Origin of the sequence: Rhodanobacter sp. IGA1.0, assembly GCF_040208325.1 — a bacterium.
Lineage (GTDB): Bacteria > Pseudomonadota > Gammaproteobacteria > Xanthomonadales > Rhodanobacteraceae > Rhodanobacter > Rhodanobacter spathiphylli.
The window spans coordinates 808,489-825,667 of sequence record NZ_CP157948.1 but is presented as its reverse complement, the minus strand read 5'-3'; the positions used below and the strand labels follow the sequence as shown (position 1 = coordinate 825,667).

The window sequence follows — 17,179 nt, the reverse complement described above, 5'->3', positions numbered from 1 at the left end:
GGTTGGACGCCATGCCGCTGCCCCGGCTCGCGGTCACCGCCGGAGAGCCGGCAGGCATCGGCCCGGAGCTGCTGGTCCGGCTGGCTGGCACGTCCCTGCCGGCCAATCTCGTCGCCATCACCGACCGCAGCCTGCTGCGCCGCGCGTCCTCGCGCTGCGCAGTTCCGGTCACGCTGATCGATGACGACGGTTCGGACATCACCGAACGTCAACCCGGCACGCTGCGCGTGCGGCATGTGCCCCTGGCGGTCGACGAAGCGCCGGGTCGACCCGATCCACGCAATGCCCGCCACGTGCTGGACACGCTGAGCGAAGCAGCGGACGGCTGCATGGCGGGTCGCTACGCCGCAGTCGTCACCGCGCCGCTGCAGAAGGCCTCGATCAACGACGCCGGCATCCGCTTCAGCGGACACACCGAATTCTTCGCCGAACGCGCCCATGCCGAGGTGGTGATGATGCTGGCCAGCCCCGAGCTGAGGGTGGCGCTGGCTACCACCCATCTGCCACTCGCGGCCGTGCCTGCCGCGATCACTTCGGCCACGCTCATGCGCACGCTGCGCATCGTGCACGCGGAATTGCAGACGAAGTTCGGCCTGGCCTCGCCACGCATCGCCGTGCTCGGCCTCAACCCGCACGCGGGTGAAGCCGGCCACCTCGGCCACGAGGAAATCGACACGCTGATCCCCGTGATCGAGGCCTTGCGTCGCGAAGGCATGCAGCTGATCGGGCCGCTGCCGGCCGATACCGCGTTCGTGCCGGCGCAACGCAAGAGCTACGATGCGGTGTTGGCGATGTATCACGACCAGGCGCTGCCGGTACTGAAGAGCGAAGCCTTCGACCGTACCGTCAACCTTACCCTCGGCCTGCCGTTCATCCGCACCTCGGTCGACCACGGCACCGCGCTGGATCTGGCTGGCACTGGCCGCGGCGATCCTTCCAGCCTGATCGCCGCGGCGAAGATGGCGATGGACCTGGTGGCACGCGGCGCCGCTCGCTCCTCCGCTTCCCCGCGGGGCGAAGAGCATGCCGAAGGACCGCTTTCCCCGGAAGCATCCGCCTGATGAACGCGCGCCCCAAGAAAAGCTTCGGCCAGCACTTCCTGCATGACGGCCGCTACATCGATCGCATCGTCAGCGCGATCAGGCCGCGCGCCGAGGACTTCGTGGTCGAGATCGGGCCGGGCGAGGGAGCGCTGACCCTGCCGCTGCTGGCCGCGGCCCGCAGGCTCACCGCGATCGAACTGGACACCGACCTGATCCCCGGCCTGCAGGCGCGCGCGGCCAGCGCGGGCGAACTGCACATCGTCCATGCCGACGTGCTCAAGGTGGACTTCACCGCGATGGCGCACAGCCACGGCGTCTCCCGTCTGCGCATCGCGGGCAACCTGCCCTACTACATCTCCAGCCCGATCCTGTTCCACTGCGTCGAACATGCCGCCGCCATCCAGGACATGCACTTCATGCTGCAGAAGGAAGTGGTCGACCGCATGGCGGCCGAGCCCGGCAGCAAGACGTATGGACGGCTGTCGGTGATGCTGCAGCTGGCTTGCCGGGTGGAACCGCTGTTCGAGGTTCCGCCGGAAGCGTTCCGCCCGCCGCCGAAGGTGGACTCGGCTGTGGTACGCCTGCTGCCGCTGGCTCCGGAAGAACTGCACGATGCGCGACCCGAACACGTCTACAGCGTGGTCAAGGCGGCGTTCGGACAGCGCCGCAAGACCCTGTCCAATGCCCTGGCGCAACTGCTCGATGCCGACGCGATCCGCCGCGCCGACGTCGATCCGCGCGCCCGCGCCGAGACACTGGCGCCGGCGGATTTCGTGCGCCTGGCCAAGGTCTACGGCGATCGCTGATCGACGCACCCGCGGCAACGCCACCCAATCACGGCGGCAGGCCGTACAATCGCGACATGACTGAAAAACCTTCCTACACGATCGACGTGCAGGTCCAGACACGCTTTGTTCCGGACCAGTCCAAGCCGGGTGACAATCGCTACGTTTTTGCCTACACCATCACCCTGCGCAATGCCGGAGCGATGCCGGCACGCCTGCTCGCCCGACGCTGGATGATCACCGACGCCAACGGCAAGGTCGAGGAAGTCAGCGGCGAAGGAGTGGTCGGCGAACAGCCGTGGATGCGCCCGGGCGACGATTTCGAATACACCTCCGGCGCGGTGCTGGAAACGCCGGTGGGCACCATGGGCGGCAGCTACCGGATGCTCGCCGACGACGGCACGGAATTCGAGGCGCCGATCCCGACTTTCACCCTGTCCATTCCGCGTACGCTGCATTGATGGTCAGGGACTGACATGGCGACGTACGCAATCGGCGACGTGCAGGGCTGCTATCCCGAGTTGCAACGCCTGCTGGAAAAGCTGCGCTTCGATCCGGCGCAGGACCAGCTGTGGTTCTGCGGCGACCTGGTCAACCGCGGCGGGCAGTCGCTGGACACGCTGCGGCTGATTCACGGCCTGCGCGAGTCCAGCATCATCACCCTGGGCAACCACGACCTCAGCCTGCTGGCGATCTCGCAGCGCCGCCCGGACGCGCAGGCGCGGGTCAATCCCGAGTTGCGCGAAGTGCTGTTCGCCGACGATGCGCCGGTGCTGTTCGAATGGCTGCGCTCGCAGAAGCTGGTGCACCACGACGAACGGCTCAACTGGACCATGGTGCACGCCGGGCTGGCCCCGATGTGGACCTTGCGCCAGGCATTGCGGGCCGCGCAGGACGTGGAGCGTGAACTGTCCAGTCCGCGCCACCCGCGTCTGCTGCGCAACCTGTTCGGCAATCGGCCGGCCGTCTGGTCGGCACGCCTGCAGGGGCTGGACCGCCAGCGTGCCACCATCAACACCACCACCCGGATGCGCTACTGCGACGTCAACGGCCGCATCGACTTCGATGCCAAGGGCGTTCCCGGCACGCAGAAGCCGGGGCTGTATCCGTGGTTCTCGGTGCCCGGCATGCGCAAGCGTGATACCCGCATCGTCTGCGGCCACTGGTCGGCACTGGGTCGCTTCGCCGGACTGGGCGTGCACGCGATCGACACCGGCTGCGTCTGGGGCGGACAACTCACCGCGCTGCAGCTGGACGGCGACGAACCGCGCTACGTCACGGTCGACGCGGAACCCCACCGGAAACGCCCACCCGGCGGCGAAGACTGATTCGCGAGCGCCTCCAGCCATGAAAAACCCCGCCGCGGCGGGGTTTTTCATGGGGACTGTCGCGGCAGCTCAGGCGAGCTGGCCGTGGCAGTGCTTGTACTTCTTGCCCGAGCCGCAGGGGCAGGGTTCGTTGCGGCCGACCTTGGGGCCTTCGGCCTGCGGCGCCATGCGGATACCGGCACCGACGGCGGATTCGTCGGCAGAGTCGCCGCCGAATGCACCGGCCGGCGGCGCACCGCCGCCCGTGGCCAGCATCTGCTGCTGCAGGCGGTCGGCCAGACGCTGCTGCTCGGCCTCCATCGCCGCCACTTCCTCCTCGCTGCGGATGCGGATGCGCGCCAGCATCTGGATCACTTCGCCCTTGATCCGTTCGAGCATGCCGGAGAACAGCTTGAACGACTCGCGCTTGAACGCCTGCTTCGGGTCCTGCTGCGCGTAGCCCACCAGGTAGATGCCCTGGCGCAGGTAATCCATGCTGGCCAGGTGATCCTTCCAGGCGTTGTCCACCACGGTCAGCATGATGTGCTTCTCGAGCTGGCGCATGGTTTCGGCACCGATCTGCGCTTCCTTGGCCTGGAACAGCTCGTTCACCGCGCCACGGACGTGCTCGAGGAGCATCTTCGCGTCGACCTCGTGCTGCTGCTCGATCCACGACTTCAGGTCGAGCGACAGGCCCAGCTCGCTTTCCAGCTCGCGATCCAGCCCGGCCAGGTCCCACTGGTCGTCGATGCTCTCGTCCGGCACGTAGGCACGCACCATCGACTGCACCACGTCCTCGCGGATGTCCGCAACAGTCGCCTGCACTTCCTCGCCGTCCAGCAATTCGTCGCGCTGGCGGTAGATCACCTTGCGCTGGTCGTTGGCGACGTCGTCGAATTCGAGCAGGTGCTTGCGGATGTCGAAGTTGTGCTGCTCGACCTTGCGCTGCGCCTTCTCGATCTGCCGGCTGATCATGCGATCTTCCAGCGCGTCGTCGTCCTTCATGCCGAAGCGCTTCATCCAGCGCACCAGGCCTTCGCCACCGAAGATGCGCAGCAGGTTGTCTTCCAGCGACAGGTAGAAACGCGAGGAGCCCGGATCGCCCTGGCGACCGGAACGGCCGCGCAGCTGGTTGTCGATGCGCCGGGATTCGTGCCGCTCGGTGCCGATGATGTGCAAACCGCCAGCGGCGAGCACCTGTTCGTGCAGCTTCTTCCACTCGGCCTTGACGCGGGCGCGATCGACCTCGCTGGCGCCTTCCGGCAAGGCCGCCAGCGCAGCCTCGAGGCTGCCGCCGAGCACGATGTCGGTACCGCGACCGGCCATGTTGGTGGCGATGGTCACCTGCCCCGGCGCACCGGCCTGGGCCACGATGTGCGCTTCGCGCTCATGCTGCTTCGCGTTCAGCACTTCGTGCCTCACCCCGGCCTTGTTCAACAGCCCGGACAGCAGTTCGGACACCTCGATCGAGGTGGTGCCGACCAGCACCGGCTGGCCGCGCCTGTGGCAATCCTTGATGTCCTCGATCACCGAGTTGTACTTCGGCGTCTGCGACAGGAAGATCATGTCCGGGTTGTCCTTGCGGATCATCGGCTTGTGGGTGGGGATCACCACCACCTCCAGGCCGTAGATGCTCTGGAACTCGAACGCCTCGGTATCGGCCGTGCCGGTCATGCCGGCCAGCTTCTTGTACATGCGGAACAGGTTCTGGAACGTCACCGTGGCCAGCGTCTGGTTCTCGCGCTGGATCGGCACGCCTTCCTTCGCCTCGACCGCCTGATGCAGGCCGTCGGACCAGCGCCGGCCGGCCAGGGTACGGCCGGTGAACTCGTCGACGATGATCACCTCGCCGTCGCGCACGATGTAGTCCACGTCGCGCTGGTAGATGCCGTTGGCTCTCAGCGCCGCGTTGAGGTGGTGCACCACCGCCAGGTTCTTGGAGTCGTACAGGCCACTGTCCTGGTCGATCACGCCGGCCTCGCGCAGCAGCTCGTCGGCGTGCTGCATGCCGGCCTCGGACAGATGCACCTGCTTCTGCTTCTCGTCGACCCAGTAGTCGCCCTCGCCGTTTTCCTCGGCCTGGCGGATCATCCGCGGCACGATCTTGTTGACCGCGAGATACAACTGCGGGGAATCCTCCGCGGGCCCGGAAATGATCAGCGGCGTGCGCGCCTCGTCGATCAGGATCGAGTCGACTTCGTCGACGATGGCGTAGTGCAGGCCGCGCTGGTAGCGCTGCTCCTTGCTGAGCGCCATGTTGTCGCGCAGGTAGTCGAAACCGAATTCGTTGTTGGTGCCGTAGGTGATGTCGGCGCGGTAGGCGGCGTACTTGTCGGCGTGGTCCATGCCCGGATACACGACGTCCACCGTCAGCCCGAGGAAGTTGTACAGCTTGCCCATCTGGGCCGAGTCGCGCCGCGCCAGGTAGTCGTTGACGGTGACCACGTGCACGCCCTTGCCGGCCAGCGCATTGAGGTACACCGGCAGCGTGCCGACGAGGGTCTTGCCTTCGCCGGTGCGCATCTCGGCGATCTTGCCCTGGTGCAACACCATGCCGCCGATCATCTGCACGTCGTAATGGCGCATGCCCAGCGTGCGCCTGGCTGCCTCACGCACCACGGCGAACGCTTCCGGCAGCAGCTTGTCCAGCGATTCACCGGCGGCGACGCGCTGCTTGAACTCGTCGGTCTTGCCGCGCAGCTCGTCGTCGCTCAGCTTCTCGAATTCCGGCTCCAGCGCATTGATGCGGTTGACGCTCTTGGACATCTGGCGCAGCACGCGTTCGTTGCGGCTACCAAACAGGCTCGTCAGGGCACGATTGAACATCGATTTTCCGGGTTGGAGAGTTGAAACGCCCGCCACGGGCGCGGGCCAATCGGGCATGTTACTACATGCCCGCTCGGCACTGCCCGTCAGGCCGGACTGGAGGGGATGCGTGCAGTCGCAGATGCCGCACCCGCCATCCTGAATGGCGCCGGCGGGCGCCCGATTCAAGTGGCGGCAACCGCCGGAAAAGGCTCAGCGGTGATTGCGCACGAAGGCCAGCGGGTTGACCACGCGGCCGTCGTACCAGACTTCGAAATGCACGTGGGAACCGGTGGAGCGACCGGTCGAGCCGGCCCTGGCGACCACGTCGCCGACCTGCACGTGCTGGCCCGGACGCACTTCCAGCGCGCTGTTGTGGGCGTAGCGGGTCATGTAGCCGTTGCCGTGGTCGATCTCGATCACCTTGCCGTAGCCGCTGCGCACGCCGGCAAACGTCACCATGCCCTCGGCCACGGTGTGCACGGCGGTACCCAGGGGCGTCGATATGTCGATGCCGGTGTGCCTCGCCGAATGGCCGTCGAACGGGTCGGCGCGCACGCCGAAGTACGAGGAGATGTAACCCGGCACCGGCATGCCGGTGGGCTTCAGATTCGATTCGATCTTGGCGTCGAGCAGCAGGCTCTGCAACGCCGACAACTGGGCCTGCTGGCGGTCGAACTGGCTGGCGAGCTGGTTGATGCCGCTGTCCAGCGAGGGCGGCAGCGCATAGGCCGTGCCGCTGGCGTCCTCGACACCGCCCACGGCGGGTTGCTGGTCGAAGTTGAACTCGCCGCTGTCCAGCTTGCCGACCTCGGCCAGGCGTTCGCCCAACGCGTTCAGGCGGGTCGACTGGGCCTGCAGCTGACCCAGCTTCACGGCCAGCGCGTCCAGCCCGCGCCGGGCATCCTCGCGCACGGTGCCCAACTGGGCTTTCTGCTGACCGATCTCCTGCTGCAAGGCATGGATCTCGGCCAGCGAGCGATCTCTCGGGCTGGCCACCAGCAGCGCCAGCGCCACGCCGGCGCTCATGCAGGCCAGCACCGCCACCGATGCCAGGGCGAACAGCTTCCAGCGCAGGCGTCGGTTCGCCAGATCAAGGGTTTGCGGCAATTTCCGGGCACGTGATACGAGTATGATTTGCATGTCTTTCCAAGATCGATTTCCGGCACCATGCAACGCGTTACCCCGGCCACTTCCCGCCGCCGCGACAACGGACCGAAGTCACTTGTCGATTGCGGCTCCTTCGCGACCCTGGCCCAGAAGGCCGAGTCGCTGGAAGCGCTGGATCGCGCATTGCGCCAGACGTTGCCATCGCCGTTGCGCGAGCAGGTGAGATTCGCCAACCTGCGCCACGACCGCCTCGTCTTCCTGGCGTCTTCACCGGGCTGGGCATCGCGTCTGCGCTTGATGCAGACACAGATCCTTGCCGCCGCACATGCCATCGGCACGCGCGCCAGTTCAGTCACCGTGAAAGTGGTCCCCCAACCACCGGCCGCAACACCACCGGATCGGTCAAAACCGCTTTCGCCTGCCGCCGCCGCCCACCTCGTGGCGGCCGCCGCGTCATTCACAGACCCCGAATTGCGGGCACTGTTCCTTGAGCTGGCGTCCTTCGCCGAAACCGCTGATTCCCCTGCTGCCGACGCGGGCTGAAGTCGCCGCCCGTCAATTCGGTGTGAGGTTTATAGCATGCACTTTGTTAAGGAATAAGCCGGGATGTCGCGGGGGCGTGAAACATGACGCGGGCAAAATGTGACGCCCGTCACGAAAACGGCCGTGTCGCGAGACACGGCCGTTCGTTTTGACAGGAGCGCCGCTGCCGCGGCGTGGGCTCAGATCGCCTGGGCGGGATGGGCGTAGGAGATCGGCGAGGTGGCCGGATCGTCCTGGTAGCTGACCTCTTCCCACGCCGAGGCGTCGGCCATCAGCGTGCGCAGCAGCTTGTTGTTCAGCTCATGACCCGACTTGTGCGCGTGATACGCGCCGATCAGGCTGTGGCCGAGCAGGTACAGGTCGCCGATCGCATCGAGGATCTTGTGCTTGACGAACTCGTCCTCGTAACGCAGGCCGTCCTCATTGAGCACGCGGTAGTCGTCCAGCACCACGGCATTGTCCATCGAACCGCCCAGCGCCAGGTTGTGTTCGCGCAGCATCTCGATGTCACGCATGAAGCCGAACGTGCGGGCGCGGCTCACTTCCTTGACGAAGGAGGTGGTGGAGAAGTCGATCTCGGCACGCGAGGTGCGCTGGCTGATGATCGGATGGTTGAAGTCGATCGAGAAGCCCACCTTGAAGCCTTCGAACGGCTCGAAGCTGGCCCACTTGTCGCCTTCCTGCACCTTCACCGGCTTCTTGATGCGGATGAAGCGCTTGGCCACGGCCTGCTCTTCGATGCCGGCGGACTGCAGCAGGAACACGAAGGGACCGGCGCTGCCGTCCATGATCGGCACTTCCGGCGCGGAAAGGTCGACATAGGCATTGTCGATGCCCAGTCCGGCCATCGCCGAGAGCAGATGCTCGACCGTGGAGACGCGCACGTCGCCATTGACCAGGGTGGTCGACAGGCGGGTATCGCCGACATGATCCTCACGCGCGCGGATATCGACCGGCGGATCGAGATCCGTTCGTCGAAACACGATGCCGGTATTGGGCGCCGCGGGACGCAAGGTCATGTAGACCTTGTCGCCGGTATGCAGGCCGACACCGGTCGCCCGGATGATGTTCTTGAGGGTACGCTGCTTGATCATTTTTGTTGGTACCTGTGTAGGCAGCAGCCAATCAGGGGCGGATGCTAACACAGTTTTAACCTGTGGTAAAAGCAAACCGTACCGTACAGTCTGATTATGCCTTCATGGTTCCTTCATCCCTGAAGCGACGGGTATCCATCTGATTTCCCGGGGAGAACGGCGACCGACACGACGTCCCGTGCCGGGGACGGGAATCCGGCACGGGACATCGGATCTGCCGTCACGGCAAAGCCGTGGCGACAGGCCATGCATCGTCCTGATGCACAGTCTTGTTGCGGTATCACGGGGCACTACCGGCAGCGTGCCTGGACCTGCGTGTACCGGCCAGGACACCCGAATCCGCCACGCTGCCATCGGCAGGCGGCGAGCCCGGTGAGTCCTGCAGTGACCGGCCCAACGCGGATTTGTTCAATACTTTCGCATCTCCCCCAACAGTTTGAACCTGTCGGAAGTCAGCCTGCCGGAAGTCACCTCTTCAGTCGGCCTGGCGGCGCAGGAACGCCGGAATGTCCAGGTAGTCGAAGCCGGGCTCGGCGTGCTTCGCCGGCGCCGCGGGTTCGGTCCTGCCCTGGTTCGAATGCACCACGTCAGGCTGGGCATAGTCGACCACCTCGTTGCCGGTGCCGGTGCGCAGCACCACCGGGCGCGGACGCATCTGCACCTGCTGGCTCGTTTCCACCATGCGGATCGGCGGCTGCTGGCGCGAGGCCATCGCCCGGTTGAGGCCGGTGGCGACCACCGTTACACGCACGTCGTCCTTCATCTCCGGGTCGAGCGAGGTGCCCATCACCACGGTGGCGTCTTCGCTGGCGAAGTCGTGGATGATGCGGCCGATCTCGTCGAACTCGCGCATGGTGAGGTTCGGACCGGCGGTGACGTTGACCAGGATGCCGCAGGCGCCATTCAAGTTGACGTCTTCCAGCAGCGGGTTCTTGATCGCCGCCTCGGCCGCGGCCTGGGCACGATCGTCGCCGCGCGCGGTGCCCGAGCCCATCATCGCCAGGCCCATCTCCGACATCACGGTGCGCACGTCGGCAAAGTCGACGTTGATCAGGCCCGGGGCCGTGATCAGGTCGGCAATGCCCTGCACGGCGCCCTGCAGCACGTCGTTGGCCGCCTTGAACGCGTTGAGCAGGGTCACTTCGCGGCCGAGCACGCTGAGCAGCTTCTCGTTCGGCACGGTGATCAGCGAGTCGACGTGCTGCGACAGGTCCTCGATGCCCTTCAGGGCGACCTGCATGCGCCGACGGCCTTCGAACGGGAACGGTTTGGTCACCACGGCCACGGTCAGGATGCCCTTCTCCTTGGCCAGCTGCGCCACCACCGGCGCGGCGCCGGTACCGGTGCCGCCGCCCATGCCGGCGGTGATGAACACCATGTCGGCGCCTTCCAGCATCGCCTCGATCCGTTCGCGATCCTCCAGCGCAGCCTGCCGGCCGACTTCGGGGTTCGCGCCGGCGCCGAGACCCTTGGTCACGTTGCCACCGAGCTGCAGGTGGGTACGCGAGCCGCAGCTGGTCATCGCCTGGGCGTCGGTGTTGGCGACGACGAAGTCGACGCCTTCGATGTTGGCGTTGAGCATGTGCGCCACGGCATTGCCACCGCCGCCGCCCACGCCGATCACCTTGATGACTGCATTGGGTGCGAGTTTATCGATCAGTTCAAACATTTCCCGTCCTCCGTAGAGTTGTTGTCGTTTTAACCATGGATGACGACTCCTGTCGGTCCATGGTGATGGGTGGATGTCCCTCCACCCTGGATGACGCGTCCTGCGTCATCCGCAACCGTGCTTCAGAAATTCCGCGTCAGCCAGCCACGCACTTTCCCGACCAGGCCACCGACGCTGCCGCCGACCGGCCCGCCCACGCGCATGCCGCCCGCCCGCGCGCCGTGCAGCAGCAGGCCCACGCCGGTGGCGTGCAGCGGACTGGAGACCACTTCGCCGAGGCCGTCGATCTGCTGCGGCACGCCGATGCGCACCATCTTGTGGAAGATCTCCTCGGCCAGCTCCAGCGCGCCTTCCATCTTCGAGGCGCCGCCGGTCAGCACCACGCCGGCCGCGACCAGGCTTTCGTAGCCGGAGCGGCGCAGCTGGTCCTGCACCATCTCGAAGATTTCCTCGTAGCGGGCCTGCACGCTCTGCGCCAGCGACTGCCGCGCGAGCCGGCGCGGCGGGCGGTCGCCCACGCTGGGTACCTGGATGGTTTCCTCGGCGTGCGCCAGCCCGGTCTGGGCGCAGGCGTACTTGATCTTGATCTCCTCCGCGTGGGCGGTCGGCGTGTGCACGCCGTAGGCGATGTCGCTGGTGACCTGGTCGCCGCCGACCGGCAGCGAGGCGGTGTAGCGGATCGAGCCCTGGGTGTAGATCGCGATGTCGGTGGTGCCGGCGCCGATGTCGACCAGGCACACGCCCAGCTCGCGCTCGTCGTCGGTGAGCACCGCCTTGGCGCTGGCCAGCGCCGACGGCACCAGTTCATCCACGGTGAGGCCGCAGCGCTGGATGCACTTGGAGATGTTCTGAACCGCCGCGGCCGCGCCGGTGACCAGGTGCACGTTGGCCTCCAGCCGCACGCCGCTCATGCCGACCGGGGCGCGGATGCCGTCCTGGCCGTCGATGCGGTATTCCTGCGACTCCTTGTAGAGCACCTTGCGGTCGGCCGGGATCGCCACCGCGCTGGCCGCCTCCAGCACCTGCTCCAGGTCCGCCGCGGTGACCTCGCGGTCGCGGATCGCCGCGTTGCCGTGCGAGTTGCGGGTTTCCAGGTGGCTGCCGGAGATCGATGCGTAGACCGAACGGATGTCGCAGCCGGCCATCAGCTCGGCTTCCTCCACCGCGCGCTGGATCGAGTGCACGGTCGATTCGATGTCGACCACCGAGCCGCGCTTCATGCCGCGCGAGACGTGGGTGCCGATGCCGATCACGGTGATCGGCTCGCCCGGCTCGTACTCGCCCACGATCGCCACCACTTTCGAGGTGCCGATGTCGAGCCCCACCACCAGTTGCTTGTCGTTGCGCGGCTTCATAGAAAAATGCTCATGTGCGAGGCGAACCCCCAGCGTTGGCGGCGGCCGCATCGGGCCAGCGCACGGCGAATCCGTTGGTGTAGCGAAGGTCGGCGTAGGCAAAACCCTCGGTGTGTCCGGCGATCAGTTGCGGATAGACCTCGAGGAAGCGGCGCAGGCGACGACCCGCCTGCTCGCGGTCGCCGATCACGATCTGCGCACCGCCCGCGGTGCCGATGCTCCAGCTGCCGCGCTCGGTCAGCGCCACGCCGGTGATGCGCAGGTGCGTGCCGGCGAAGGCCTTCTGTGTCTGGGCGTAGAAGCTCACCACCTCGGCCAGCCTGGCATCCGGGCCATGCAGTTCCGGCAGGTCGCCGAGGTCATTCATGCCGGGCGCATCGAACACCAGGCCCTGGCGGCTGATCAGCTGTCTGTCGTTCCAGCGCGCGAACGGCTGGCGTTCGTAGATGCGCAACTGCAGCGTGTCGGGCCAGCGCTTGCGCGCCTCGACCGATTCCACCCACGGCAGCGCGGCCACGGCTTTCTGCACCGCATCCAGATCCAGCGCGAAGAAGCCCTTGCCCAACCGCGGCCGCACCGCGGCGCGCAGGTCGCTTTCGCTGACGTGCTTGAACTCGGCCTGCACCGTCAACCGGGTCACCGGCCAGCGCCCGGCCGCAAACCAGCCGCGCAGCACGCCGACGATCGGCAGCGCGACCAGGGCGATGGCCAGGCACCAGGCGACGAGGCGGACGGCTCCCTTCACAGGCCCTCCCGGAAACTGGTTTCCAGCACGCGCCAGCACAGCTCCTGGTAGTCGATGCCGTCCACCGCGGCGGCCTTCGGCACCAGCGAATGCGAGGTCATGCCCGGCGCGGTGTTCACTTCCAGCAGCCAGTTGCGACCGGCGCGATCGCGCATCACGTCGACCCGACCCCAGCCGGCGCAGCCCAGCGCGTCGAACGCCTGCAGCGCCAGCGCGCGCAGTTCCGCCTCGGCCTCGCCTTCCTGGCCGGGGCACAGGTACAGGGTGTCCTCGGCGATGTACTTCGCGTTGTAGTCGTAAAACGCGCCCTTCGGCACGATGTGGATCGACGGCAGCACCTGGCGCCCGAGGATCGCGACGGTCAGTTCGTCACCCTCGATCAGGGTTTCCATCAGCAGGTCGCCGGGATACTTCGCGGCCAGCTCCACCGCCTGGTCCAGTTGCGATTCGTCGAACACGCGGGTGACGCCAACGCTGGAACCTTCGCAGGCCGGCTTCACGATCAGCGGAAAGCCGACCTGCTTCGCCGCCGCGTGCACGTCGGCGCCACGCGGCAGCGCCACGAACTTCGGGGTCGGCAGGCCCAGCGATTGCCACACGCGCTTGGAGCGGGTCTTGTCCATCGACAGCGCCGAACCCAGCACGCCGGAGCCCGTGTACGGCACGTTGAGCGATTCCAGCGCGCCCTGCAGCACGCCATCCTCGCCGCCGCCATGCTGGCCGTGCAGGATGTTGAAGACCCGGGCGAAGTGCCCGGCGCGCAACGCATCGAGCAGGGCCGGGATGCCGTCGATGGCATGGGCGTCGATGCCGCGCGCGCGCAGTGCATCGAGCACGTTGCGGCCGGAATCCAGCGACACTTCGCGCTCGGCCGAGCTGCCGCCCATCACCACGGCGACGCGTCCGAACTGGGCAGGGTCCTTGATCATCGTGCTCACTTGCTTGTCCTCAGGTTGCCCGTTTGCGCCAGCTCCACCGCCGCCGCGCCGATGTCGCCCGCGCCGAGCAGCAGCAGCAGGTCGCCATCGCGCAGCAGCGCCGGCAGGCTCTCTTTCAGATCACGCGGATGCTCGACCAGCACCGGATCGACCTTGCCGCGCGCACGCACGGCGCGCGCCAGGGCGCGACCGTCGGCGCCGGCGATCGGCGCCTCGCCAGCAGGGTAGACATCGGTCAGCACCAGCACGTCGGCCTCGGCCAGCACGTTGGCGAAGTCGTCCAGCAGGTCGCGCGTGCGGCTGTAGCGGTGCGGCTGGAAACCGACCACCAGGCGCCGGTCGGGCCAGCCGCCGCGGGCGGCGGCGAACACCGCGGCCAGTTCGCGGGGGTGGTGGCCGTAATCGTCGACCAGCAGCACGCTGCCGTGGTCCAGCGCAAGCTCCCCGCGCCGGTGGAAACGCCGGCCGACGCCCTGGAAATTCTCCAGCGCACGGGCCAGCGCATCGGCCTCGACGCCGAGCTGCCAGCCGATCGCCGCGGCGGCCAGCGCATTGAGCACGTTGTGGCGACCGGGCAGGTTGAGCTTCACCGGCAGCACCTCGTCGCGCCCCGGCAGTTGCAGGTCGAAGTGCATCTCGAAGCCGTGCTGGCTCACCTTCAGCGCGCGCACGTCGGCGTCCGCGCTGTCGATGCCGTAGGTCATCACCCGCCGCGTGGTGGACTTGGCCAGCACCGCCACTTCCGGGTCGTCCACGCACAGCACGGCCAGGCCGTAGAACGGCAGCCGGTGCAGGAAGTCGTCGAACGCCTGCTTCACCTCGGCGAAATCGCCGTGGTAATTCTCCAGGTGGTCGGCGTCGATGTTGGTCACCGCCGCGATCACCGGCGACAGCATCAGGAACGAGCCGTCCGATTCGTCCGCTTCCGCCACCAGGTACTGGCCGGTGCCCAGCCGGGCATTGGCGCCGGCCGCGTTGAGCTGGCCACCGATCACGAAGGTCGGGTCGTAACCGGCCTCGGCCAGCACGCTGGCGGTGAGGCTGGTGGTGGTGGTCTTGCCGTGGGTGCCGGCGATCGCCACGCCGCGGCGGAAACGCATCAGTTCGCCCAGCATCTCCGCGCGGGGGATCACCGGAATGCGGCCGGCGCGGGCGGCGACCAGCTCGGGGTTGTCCTGCCTGATCGCGCTGGATGTCACCACCACGTCGGCGTCGCCGATGTTTTCCACCGCATGGCCCACGTGCACCACGATGCCCAGTTGCTGCAGCCGTTGTGCCGTCGGCGAGTTCGCCCGATCGGAGCCGGAGACCGCGTAGCCCAGGTTGTGCAGCACTTCGGCGATGCCGCTCATGCCGACGCCGCCGATGCCGATGAAGTGCACCCGGCGGAACGTGCTCATCGGATCTTCGTGCGCATGCAGGCGACGCGGCGTCATGCGGCCACCTCCAGGCATGCGCGGGCGATGACCTGCGCCGCGTCGGGTTTCGCCAGCGTGCGCGCGGCCTCGGCCATCGCCAGCAGGCGCTTGCGGTCACCCAGCAGCGACTCCAGTCGCTGCGCCAGAATCTGTACGTCCAGCTCGTTCTCCTGCATCAGTTCGGCGGCTCCGGCCGCCACCAGCACTTCACCATTGCGCGTCTGGTGGTCGTCCACCGCGTGCGGGAACGGCACCAGCACCGCACCCAGTCCGGCCGCAGCCAGCTCGGCCAGGGTCAGCGCGCCGGCGCGGCAGACGGCCAGGTCGGCGCGGCCGTAGGTAGCCGCCATGTCATCGATGAACGGCACCACCTGCGCCTCGACGCCGGCCTTCGCATACGCGGCGCGCGCCTCGTCCAGACCGCGGTTGCCGCACTGGTGCAGCACCTCGGGCCGTTGTTCCGCCGTCAACAGGGCCAGTGCCTGCGGCAGCGCGAGATTCAGTGCGCGCGCGCCCAGGCTGCCGCCGAGCACCAGCAGGCGTGGCCTGCCCTCCCGCCCCGCCATGCGCTGCGCCGGCGGCGGCAGGGCGGCGATCGCGTCGCGTACCGGATTGCCGACCCATTCGGCCTGCGGCAAGGCATCGGCGAAACCGGCCAGCACGCGCTTCGCCAGCGCGGCCAGCTTGCGATTGGTGAAGCCGGCCACCCGATTCTGTTCGTGCACCAGCAACGGTCGGCGCAACAGCCAGGCAGCCACGCCACCGGGGCCGGCGACATAACCACCCATCGACAGCACGCTGCGCGGATTCACCCGGCGCAGTACGGCCAGCGAGGCCAGCAGCGAACGCAACAGCATCAGCGGCGCCAGCAACCGGGTCTTCCAACCCTTGCCGCGCAGACCGCCGACGGCCACCGTGTGCAGCTCGATCCGCTGGGACGGCACCACGTTCGTTTCCATCCCGCCGACCGCACCCAGCCACACCACCGGCACGCCCTGCGCCCGAAGGCATTCGGCCACGGCCAGTCCGGGGAAGATATGGCCACCGGTGCCGCCGGCCATGATCAGCACGGGACGCTGCGCGGTCATGCAGCCACCGCCTCGCGCGGCGTTGCCGCGGCGCTCGCGTCGACAGCAGCGACAGCTGCCGGCATCCGGGTGGCCATCTGCCGCGCGTCCAGCGCACGGTTGATCTCGTAGGTGGCGCGCAGCAGCACGCCGGCCATGGCACAGGTCAGCGCCATCGACGAACCACCATAGCTGATCAGCGGCAGCGTCAGCCCCTTGGTCGGCAGCGCGCCGAGATTCACGCCCACCGACACGAAGGCCTGCATCGCCAGCATCAGCGAGATGCCGAACGCCACATAGCCGGCGAAACGCTGGCCCACCTCGACGCCCTTCAGGCCGATGTACAGGCCGCGGCCCACCGCCAGTCCGAACAGGCTGATCACCAGGATCACGCCAGCCAGGCCCAGCTCCTCGCCGATCACCGCGAAGATGAAATCGGTATGCGCCTCGGGCAGGTAGGACAGCTTCAACACGCTCGAACCGAGGCCCACGCCGGTCCACTCGCCGCGGCCGATAGCCATCAGCGACTGGGTCAGCTGGAAGCCGTCGTTGAACGGGTCCTTCCACGGGTCCATGAACGAGGTCAGTCGCTTCATGCGGTAGCTCTCGCCGGTCGCCGCGACATACAGCAGCGGCATCAGCGGCAGGCCCATCAGGAACAGGAAGATCGGCCGCGCGCCGCCCAGCCAGACCATCGCGATGGTCACCGCGATCACCAGCGTGGCCGAGCCGAAGTCCGGCTGCGCCAGCAGCAGCAGCACGATCAGGCCGGCCACCAGCAACGGCTTGAACAGGCCGAGGAATTTCGTCTCCACGCTGTCGCGATGGCGCACCAGGTAGCTGGCCACGTAGATCACCAGAATGAGCTTTACCGCCTCGACCGGCTGGAACGTGGTCACCAGCAGGTTCAGCCAGCGCCGCGCGCCGTTGATGCGCATGCCGAAGTGCGGCACGAACACCGCCAGCAGCATCAGGAAGGCCAGCGCCAGCAGCGGGAACGCGTACTTCTCCAGCAGCTTCAGCTCGGTGCGCATGGCCAGGGCAGCGGCGAGCAGGCCAAGGCTGAGGAACAGCAGGTGCTTCTTCAGGAAGTAGAACGCGCCGATGTGCTGGCTGTCCGCCACCGCGATCGAGCTGGACGTCACCATCACCACGCCCACGCTGGCCAGACCGATCAGCGCGACCAGCAGCCACAAGTCGAAGCTGCCGCGCGGCCCGGTCCGGCGTCTGGCTTGCGAGGCGTCAAACATGGGTGCGTCCCTTGGAGGCACGGGAATGGGGAATGGGGAATGGGGAATGG

Annotated in this window: 15 protein-coding genes; 5 read left to right on the top strand and 10 right to left on the bottom strand. The window is 67.4% G+C overall.

Annotated elements, in window-relative coordinates; translation table 11 throughout:
- The first annotated feature begins 11 nt into the window (after nt 1–11).
- The 4 genes from pdxA to ABNK63_RS03565 are packed head-to-tail and all read left to right on the top strand — an operon-like array spanning nt 12 to nt 3,156.
- Complete coding sequence (gene pdxA, locus ABNK63_RS03580) at nt 12–1,061, top strand: 4-hydroxythreonine-4-phosphate dehydrogenase PdxA (RefSeq protein WP_350016714.1); 1,050 nt, start codon at nt 12–14, stop codon at nt 1,059–1,061.
- Nucleotides 1,061–1,849, top strand: coding sequence for a 16S rRNA (adenine(1518)-N(6)/adenine(1519)-N(6))-dimethyltransferase RsmA (gene rsmA, locus ABNK63_RS03575; RefSeq protein ID WP_007809419.1), 789 nt, complete (start codon nt 1,061–1,063; stop codon nt 1,847–1,849). Before pdxA ends, rsmA begins: the two co-directional genes overlap by 1 nt.
- 56 nt (nt 1,850–1,905) lie before the next feature.
- A complete protein-coding gene (apaG, locus tag ABNK63_RS03570; protein ID WP_350016713.1) occupies nt 1,906–2,289 on the top strand; it encodes a Co2+/Mg2+ efflux protein ApaG in 384 nt (127 codons plus the stop codon).
- 15 nt (nt 2,290–2,304) lie between these two features.
- Nucleotides 2,305–3,156 (top strand): symmetrical bis(5'-nucleosyl)-tetraphosphatase, encoded by an 852-nt coding sequence (locus tag ABNK63_RS03565; protein ID WP_007809415.1) that lies wholly within the window; start codon nt 2,305–2,307, stop codon nt 3,154–3,156.
- A 69-nt stretch (nt 3,157–3,225) separates the two neighbouring features.
- Here ABNK63_RS03565 and secA read toward each other — a convergent pair whose 3' ends face one another.
- Both secA and ABNK63_RS03555 read right to left on the bottom strand, forming a co-directional pair.
- Nucleotides 3,226–5,961 carry a preprotein translocase subunit SecA gene (gene secA / locus ABNK63_RS03560; RefSeq protein ID WP_350016712.1) on the bottom strand — a complete coding sequence of 912 codons (2,736 nt, stop codon included), beginning with the start codon at nt 5,959–5,961 and terminating at the stop codon, nt 3,226–3,228.
- 192 nt (nt 5,962–6,153) lie between these two features.
- Complete coding sequence (locus ABNK63_RS03555; RefSeq protein ID WP_007809412.1) at nt 6,154–7,083, bottom strand: M23 family metallopeptidase; 930 nt, start codon at nt 7,081–7,083, stop codon at nt 6,154–6,156.
- Nucleotides 7,084–7,110: 27 nt separating this feature from the next.
- On the opposite strand from ABNK63_RS03555, the gene ABNK63_RS03550 reads away from it, so the two are divergent.
- Complete coding sequence (locus ABNK63_RS03550; protein ID WP_007809410.1) at nt 7,111–7,593, top strand: DUF721 domain-containing protein; 483 nt, start codon at nt 7,111–7,113, stop codon at nt 7,591–7,593.
- A gap of 179 nt (nt 7,594–7,772) precedes the next feature.
- On the opposite strand, the gene lpxC is transcribed toward ABNK63_RS03550, so the two are convergent.
- From lpxC to ftsW, 8 genes are all read right to left on the bottom strand, one after another.
- Nucleotides 7,773–8,687, bottom strand: a complete 915-nt coding sequence (gene lpxC, locus ABNK63_RS03545; RefSeq protein ID WP_007809409.1) for a UDP-3-O-acyl-N-acetylglucosamine deacetylase — start codon at nt 8,685–8,687, stop codon at nt 7,773–7,775.
- A gap of 475 nt (nt 8,688–9,162) precedes the next feature.
- Nucleotides 9,163–10,356 (bottom strand): cell division protein FtsZ, encoded by a 1,194-nt coding sequence (gene ftsZ, locus ABNK63_RS03540; RefSeq protein WP_007809408.1) that lies wholly within the window; start codon nt 10,354–10,356, stop codon nt 9,163–9,165.
- A gap of 122 nt (nt 10,357–10,478) precedes the next feature.
- Nucleotides 10,479–11,711 (bottom strand): cell division protein FtsA, encoded by a 1,233-nt coding sequence (ftsA, locus tag ABNK63_RS03535; RefSeq protein WP_007809407.1) that lies wholly within the window; start codon nt 11,709–11,711, stop codon nt 10,479–10,481.
- Between the two features lie 10 nt (nt 11,712–11,721).
- Entirely contained in the window at nt 11,722–12,456 is a 735-nt protein-coding gene (locus ABNK63_RS03530; protein WP_350016711.1) for a cell division protein FtsQ/DivIB, read from the bottom strand.
- Nucleotides 12,453–13,394: a D-alanine--D-alanine ligase gene (locus tag ABNK63_RS03525; protein WP_350016710.1), complete on the bottom strand. Its 942-nt coding sequence runs from the start codon at nt 13,392–13,394 to the stop codon at nt 12,453–12,455. Before ABNK63_RS03525 ends, ABNK63_RS03530 begins: the two co-directional genes overlap by 4 nt.
- On the bottom strand, nt 13,391–14,830 hold the full coding sequence (gene murC, locus ABNK63_RS03520) for a UDP-N-acetylmuramate--L-alanine ligase (protein WP_007809404.1): 1,440 nt from the start codon (nt 14,828–14,830) through the stop codon (nt 13,391–13,393). Before murC ends, ABNK63_RS03525 begins: the two co-directional genes overlap by 4 nt.
- Nucleotides 14,827–15,900: an undecaprenyldiphospho-muramoylpentapeptide beta-N-acetylglucosaminyltransferase gene (gene murG, locus ABNK63_RS03515; protein ID WP_007809403.1), complete on the bottom strand. Its 1,074-nt coding sequence runs from the start codon at nt 15,898–15,900 to the stop codon at nt 14,827–14,829. Before murG ends, murC begins: the two co-directional genes overlap by 4 nt.
- A complete protein-coding gene (ftsW, locus tag ABNK63_RS03510; protein ID WP_007809402.1) occupies nt 15,897–17,129 on the bottom strand; it encodes a putative lipid II flippase FtsW in 1,233 nt (410 codons plus the stop codon). Before ftsW ends, murG begins: the two co-directional genes overlap by 4 nt.
- Nucleotides 17,130–17,179: the final 50 nt, after the last annotated feature.

Coding starts and splice junctions, on each gene's coding strand:
- pdxA (WP_350016714.1), top strand. CDS start 12: ATGCCGCTGCCCCGGCTCGCGGTCACCGCCGGAGAGCCGGCAGGCATC.
- rsmA (WP_007809419.1), top strand. CDS start 1,061: ATGAACGCGCGCCCCAAGAAAAGCTTCGGCCAGCACTTCCTGCATGAC.
- apaG (WP_350016713.1), top strand. CDS start 1,906: ATGACTGAAAAACCTTCCTACACGATCGACGTGCAGGTCCAGACACGC.
- ABNK63_RS03565 (WP_007809415.1), top strand. CDS start 2,305: ATGGCGACGTACGCAATCGGCGACGTGCAGGGCTGCTATCCCGAGTTG.
- secA (WP_350016712.1), bottom strand. CDS start 5,961: ATGTTCAATCGTGCCCTGACGAGCCTGTTTGGTAGCCGCAACGAACGC.
- ABNK63_RS03555 (WP_007809412.1), bottom strand. CDS start 7,083: ATGCAAATCATACTCGTATCACGTGCCCGGAAATTGCCGCAAACCCTT.
- ABNK63_RS03550 (WP_007809410.1), top strand. CDS start 7,111: ATGCAACGCGTTACCCCGGCCACTTCCCGCCGCCGCGACAACGGACCG.
- lpxC (WP_007809409.1), bottom strand. CDS start 8,687: ATGATCAAGCAGCGTACCCTCAAGAACATCATCCGGGCGACCGGTGTC.
- ftsZ (WP_007809408.1), bottom strand. CDS start 10,356: ATGTTTGAACTGATCGATAAACTCGCACCCAATGCAGTCATCAAGGTG.
- ftsA (WP_007809407.1), bottom strand. CDS start 11,711: ATGAAGCCGCGCAACGACAAGCAACTGGTGGTGGGGCTCGACATCGGC.
- murC (WP_007809404.1), bottom strand. CDS start 14,830: ATGACGCCGCGTCGCCTGCATGCGCACGAAGATCCGATGAGCACGTTC.
- murG (WP_007809403.1), bottom strand. CDS start 15,900: ATGACCGCGCAGCGTCCCGTGCTGATCATGGCCGGCGGCACCGGTGGC.
- ftsW (WP_007809402.1), bottom strand. CDS start 17,129: ATGTTTGACGCCTCGCAAGCCAGACGCCGGACCGGGCCGCGCGGCAGC.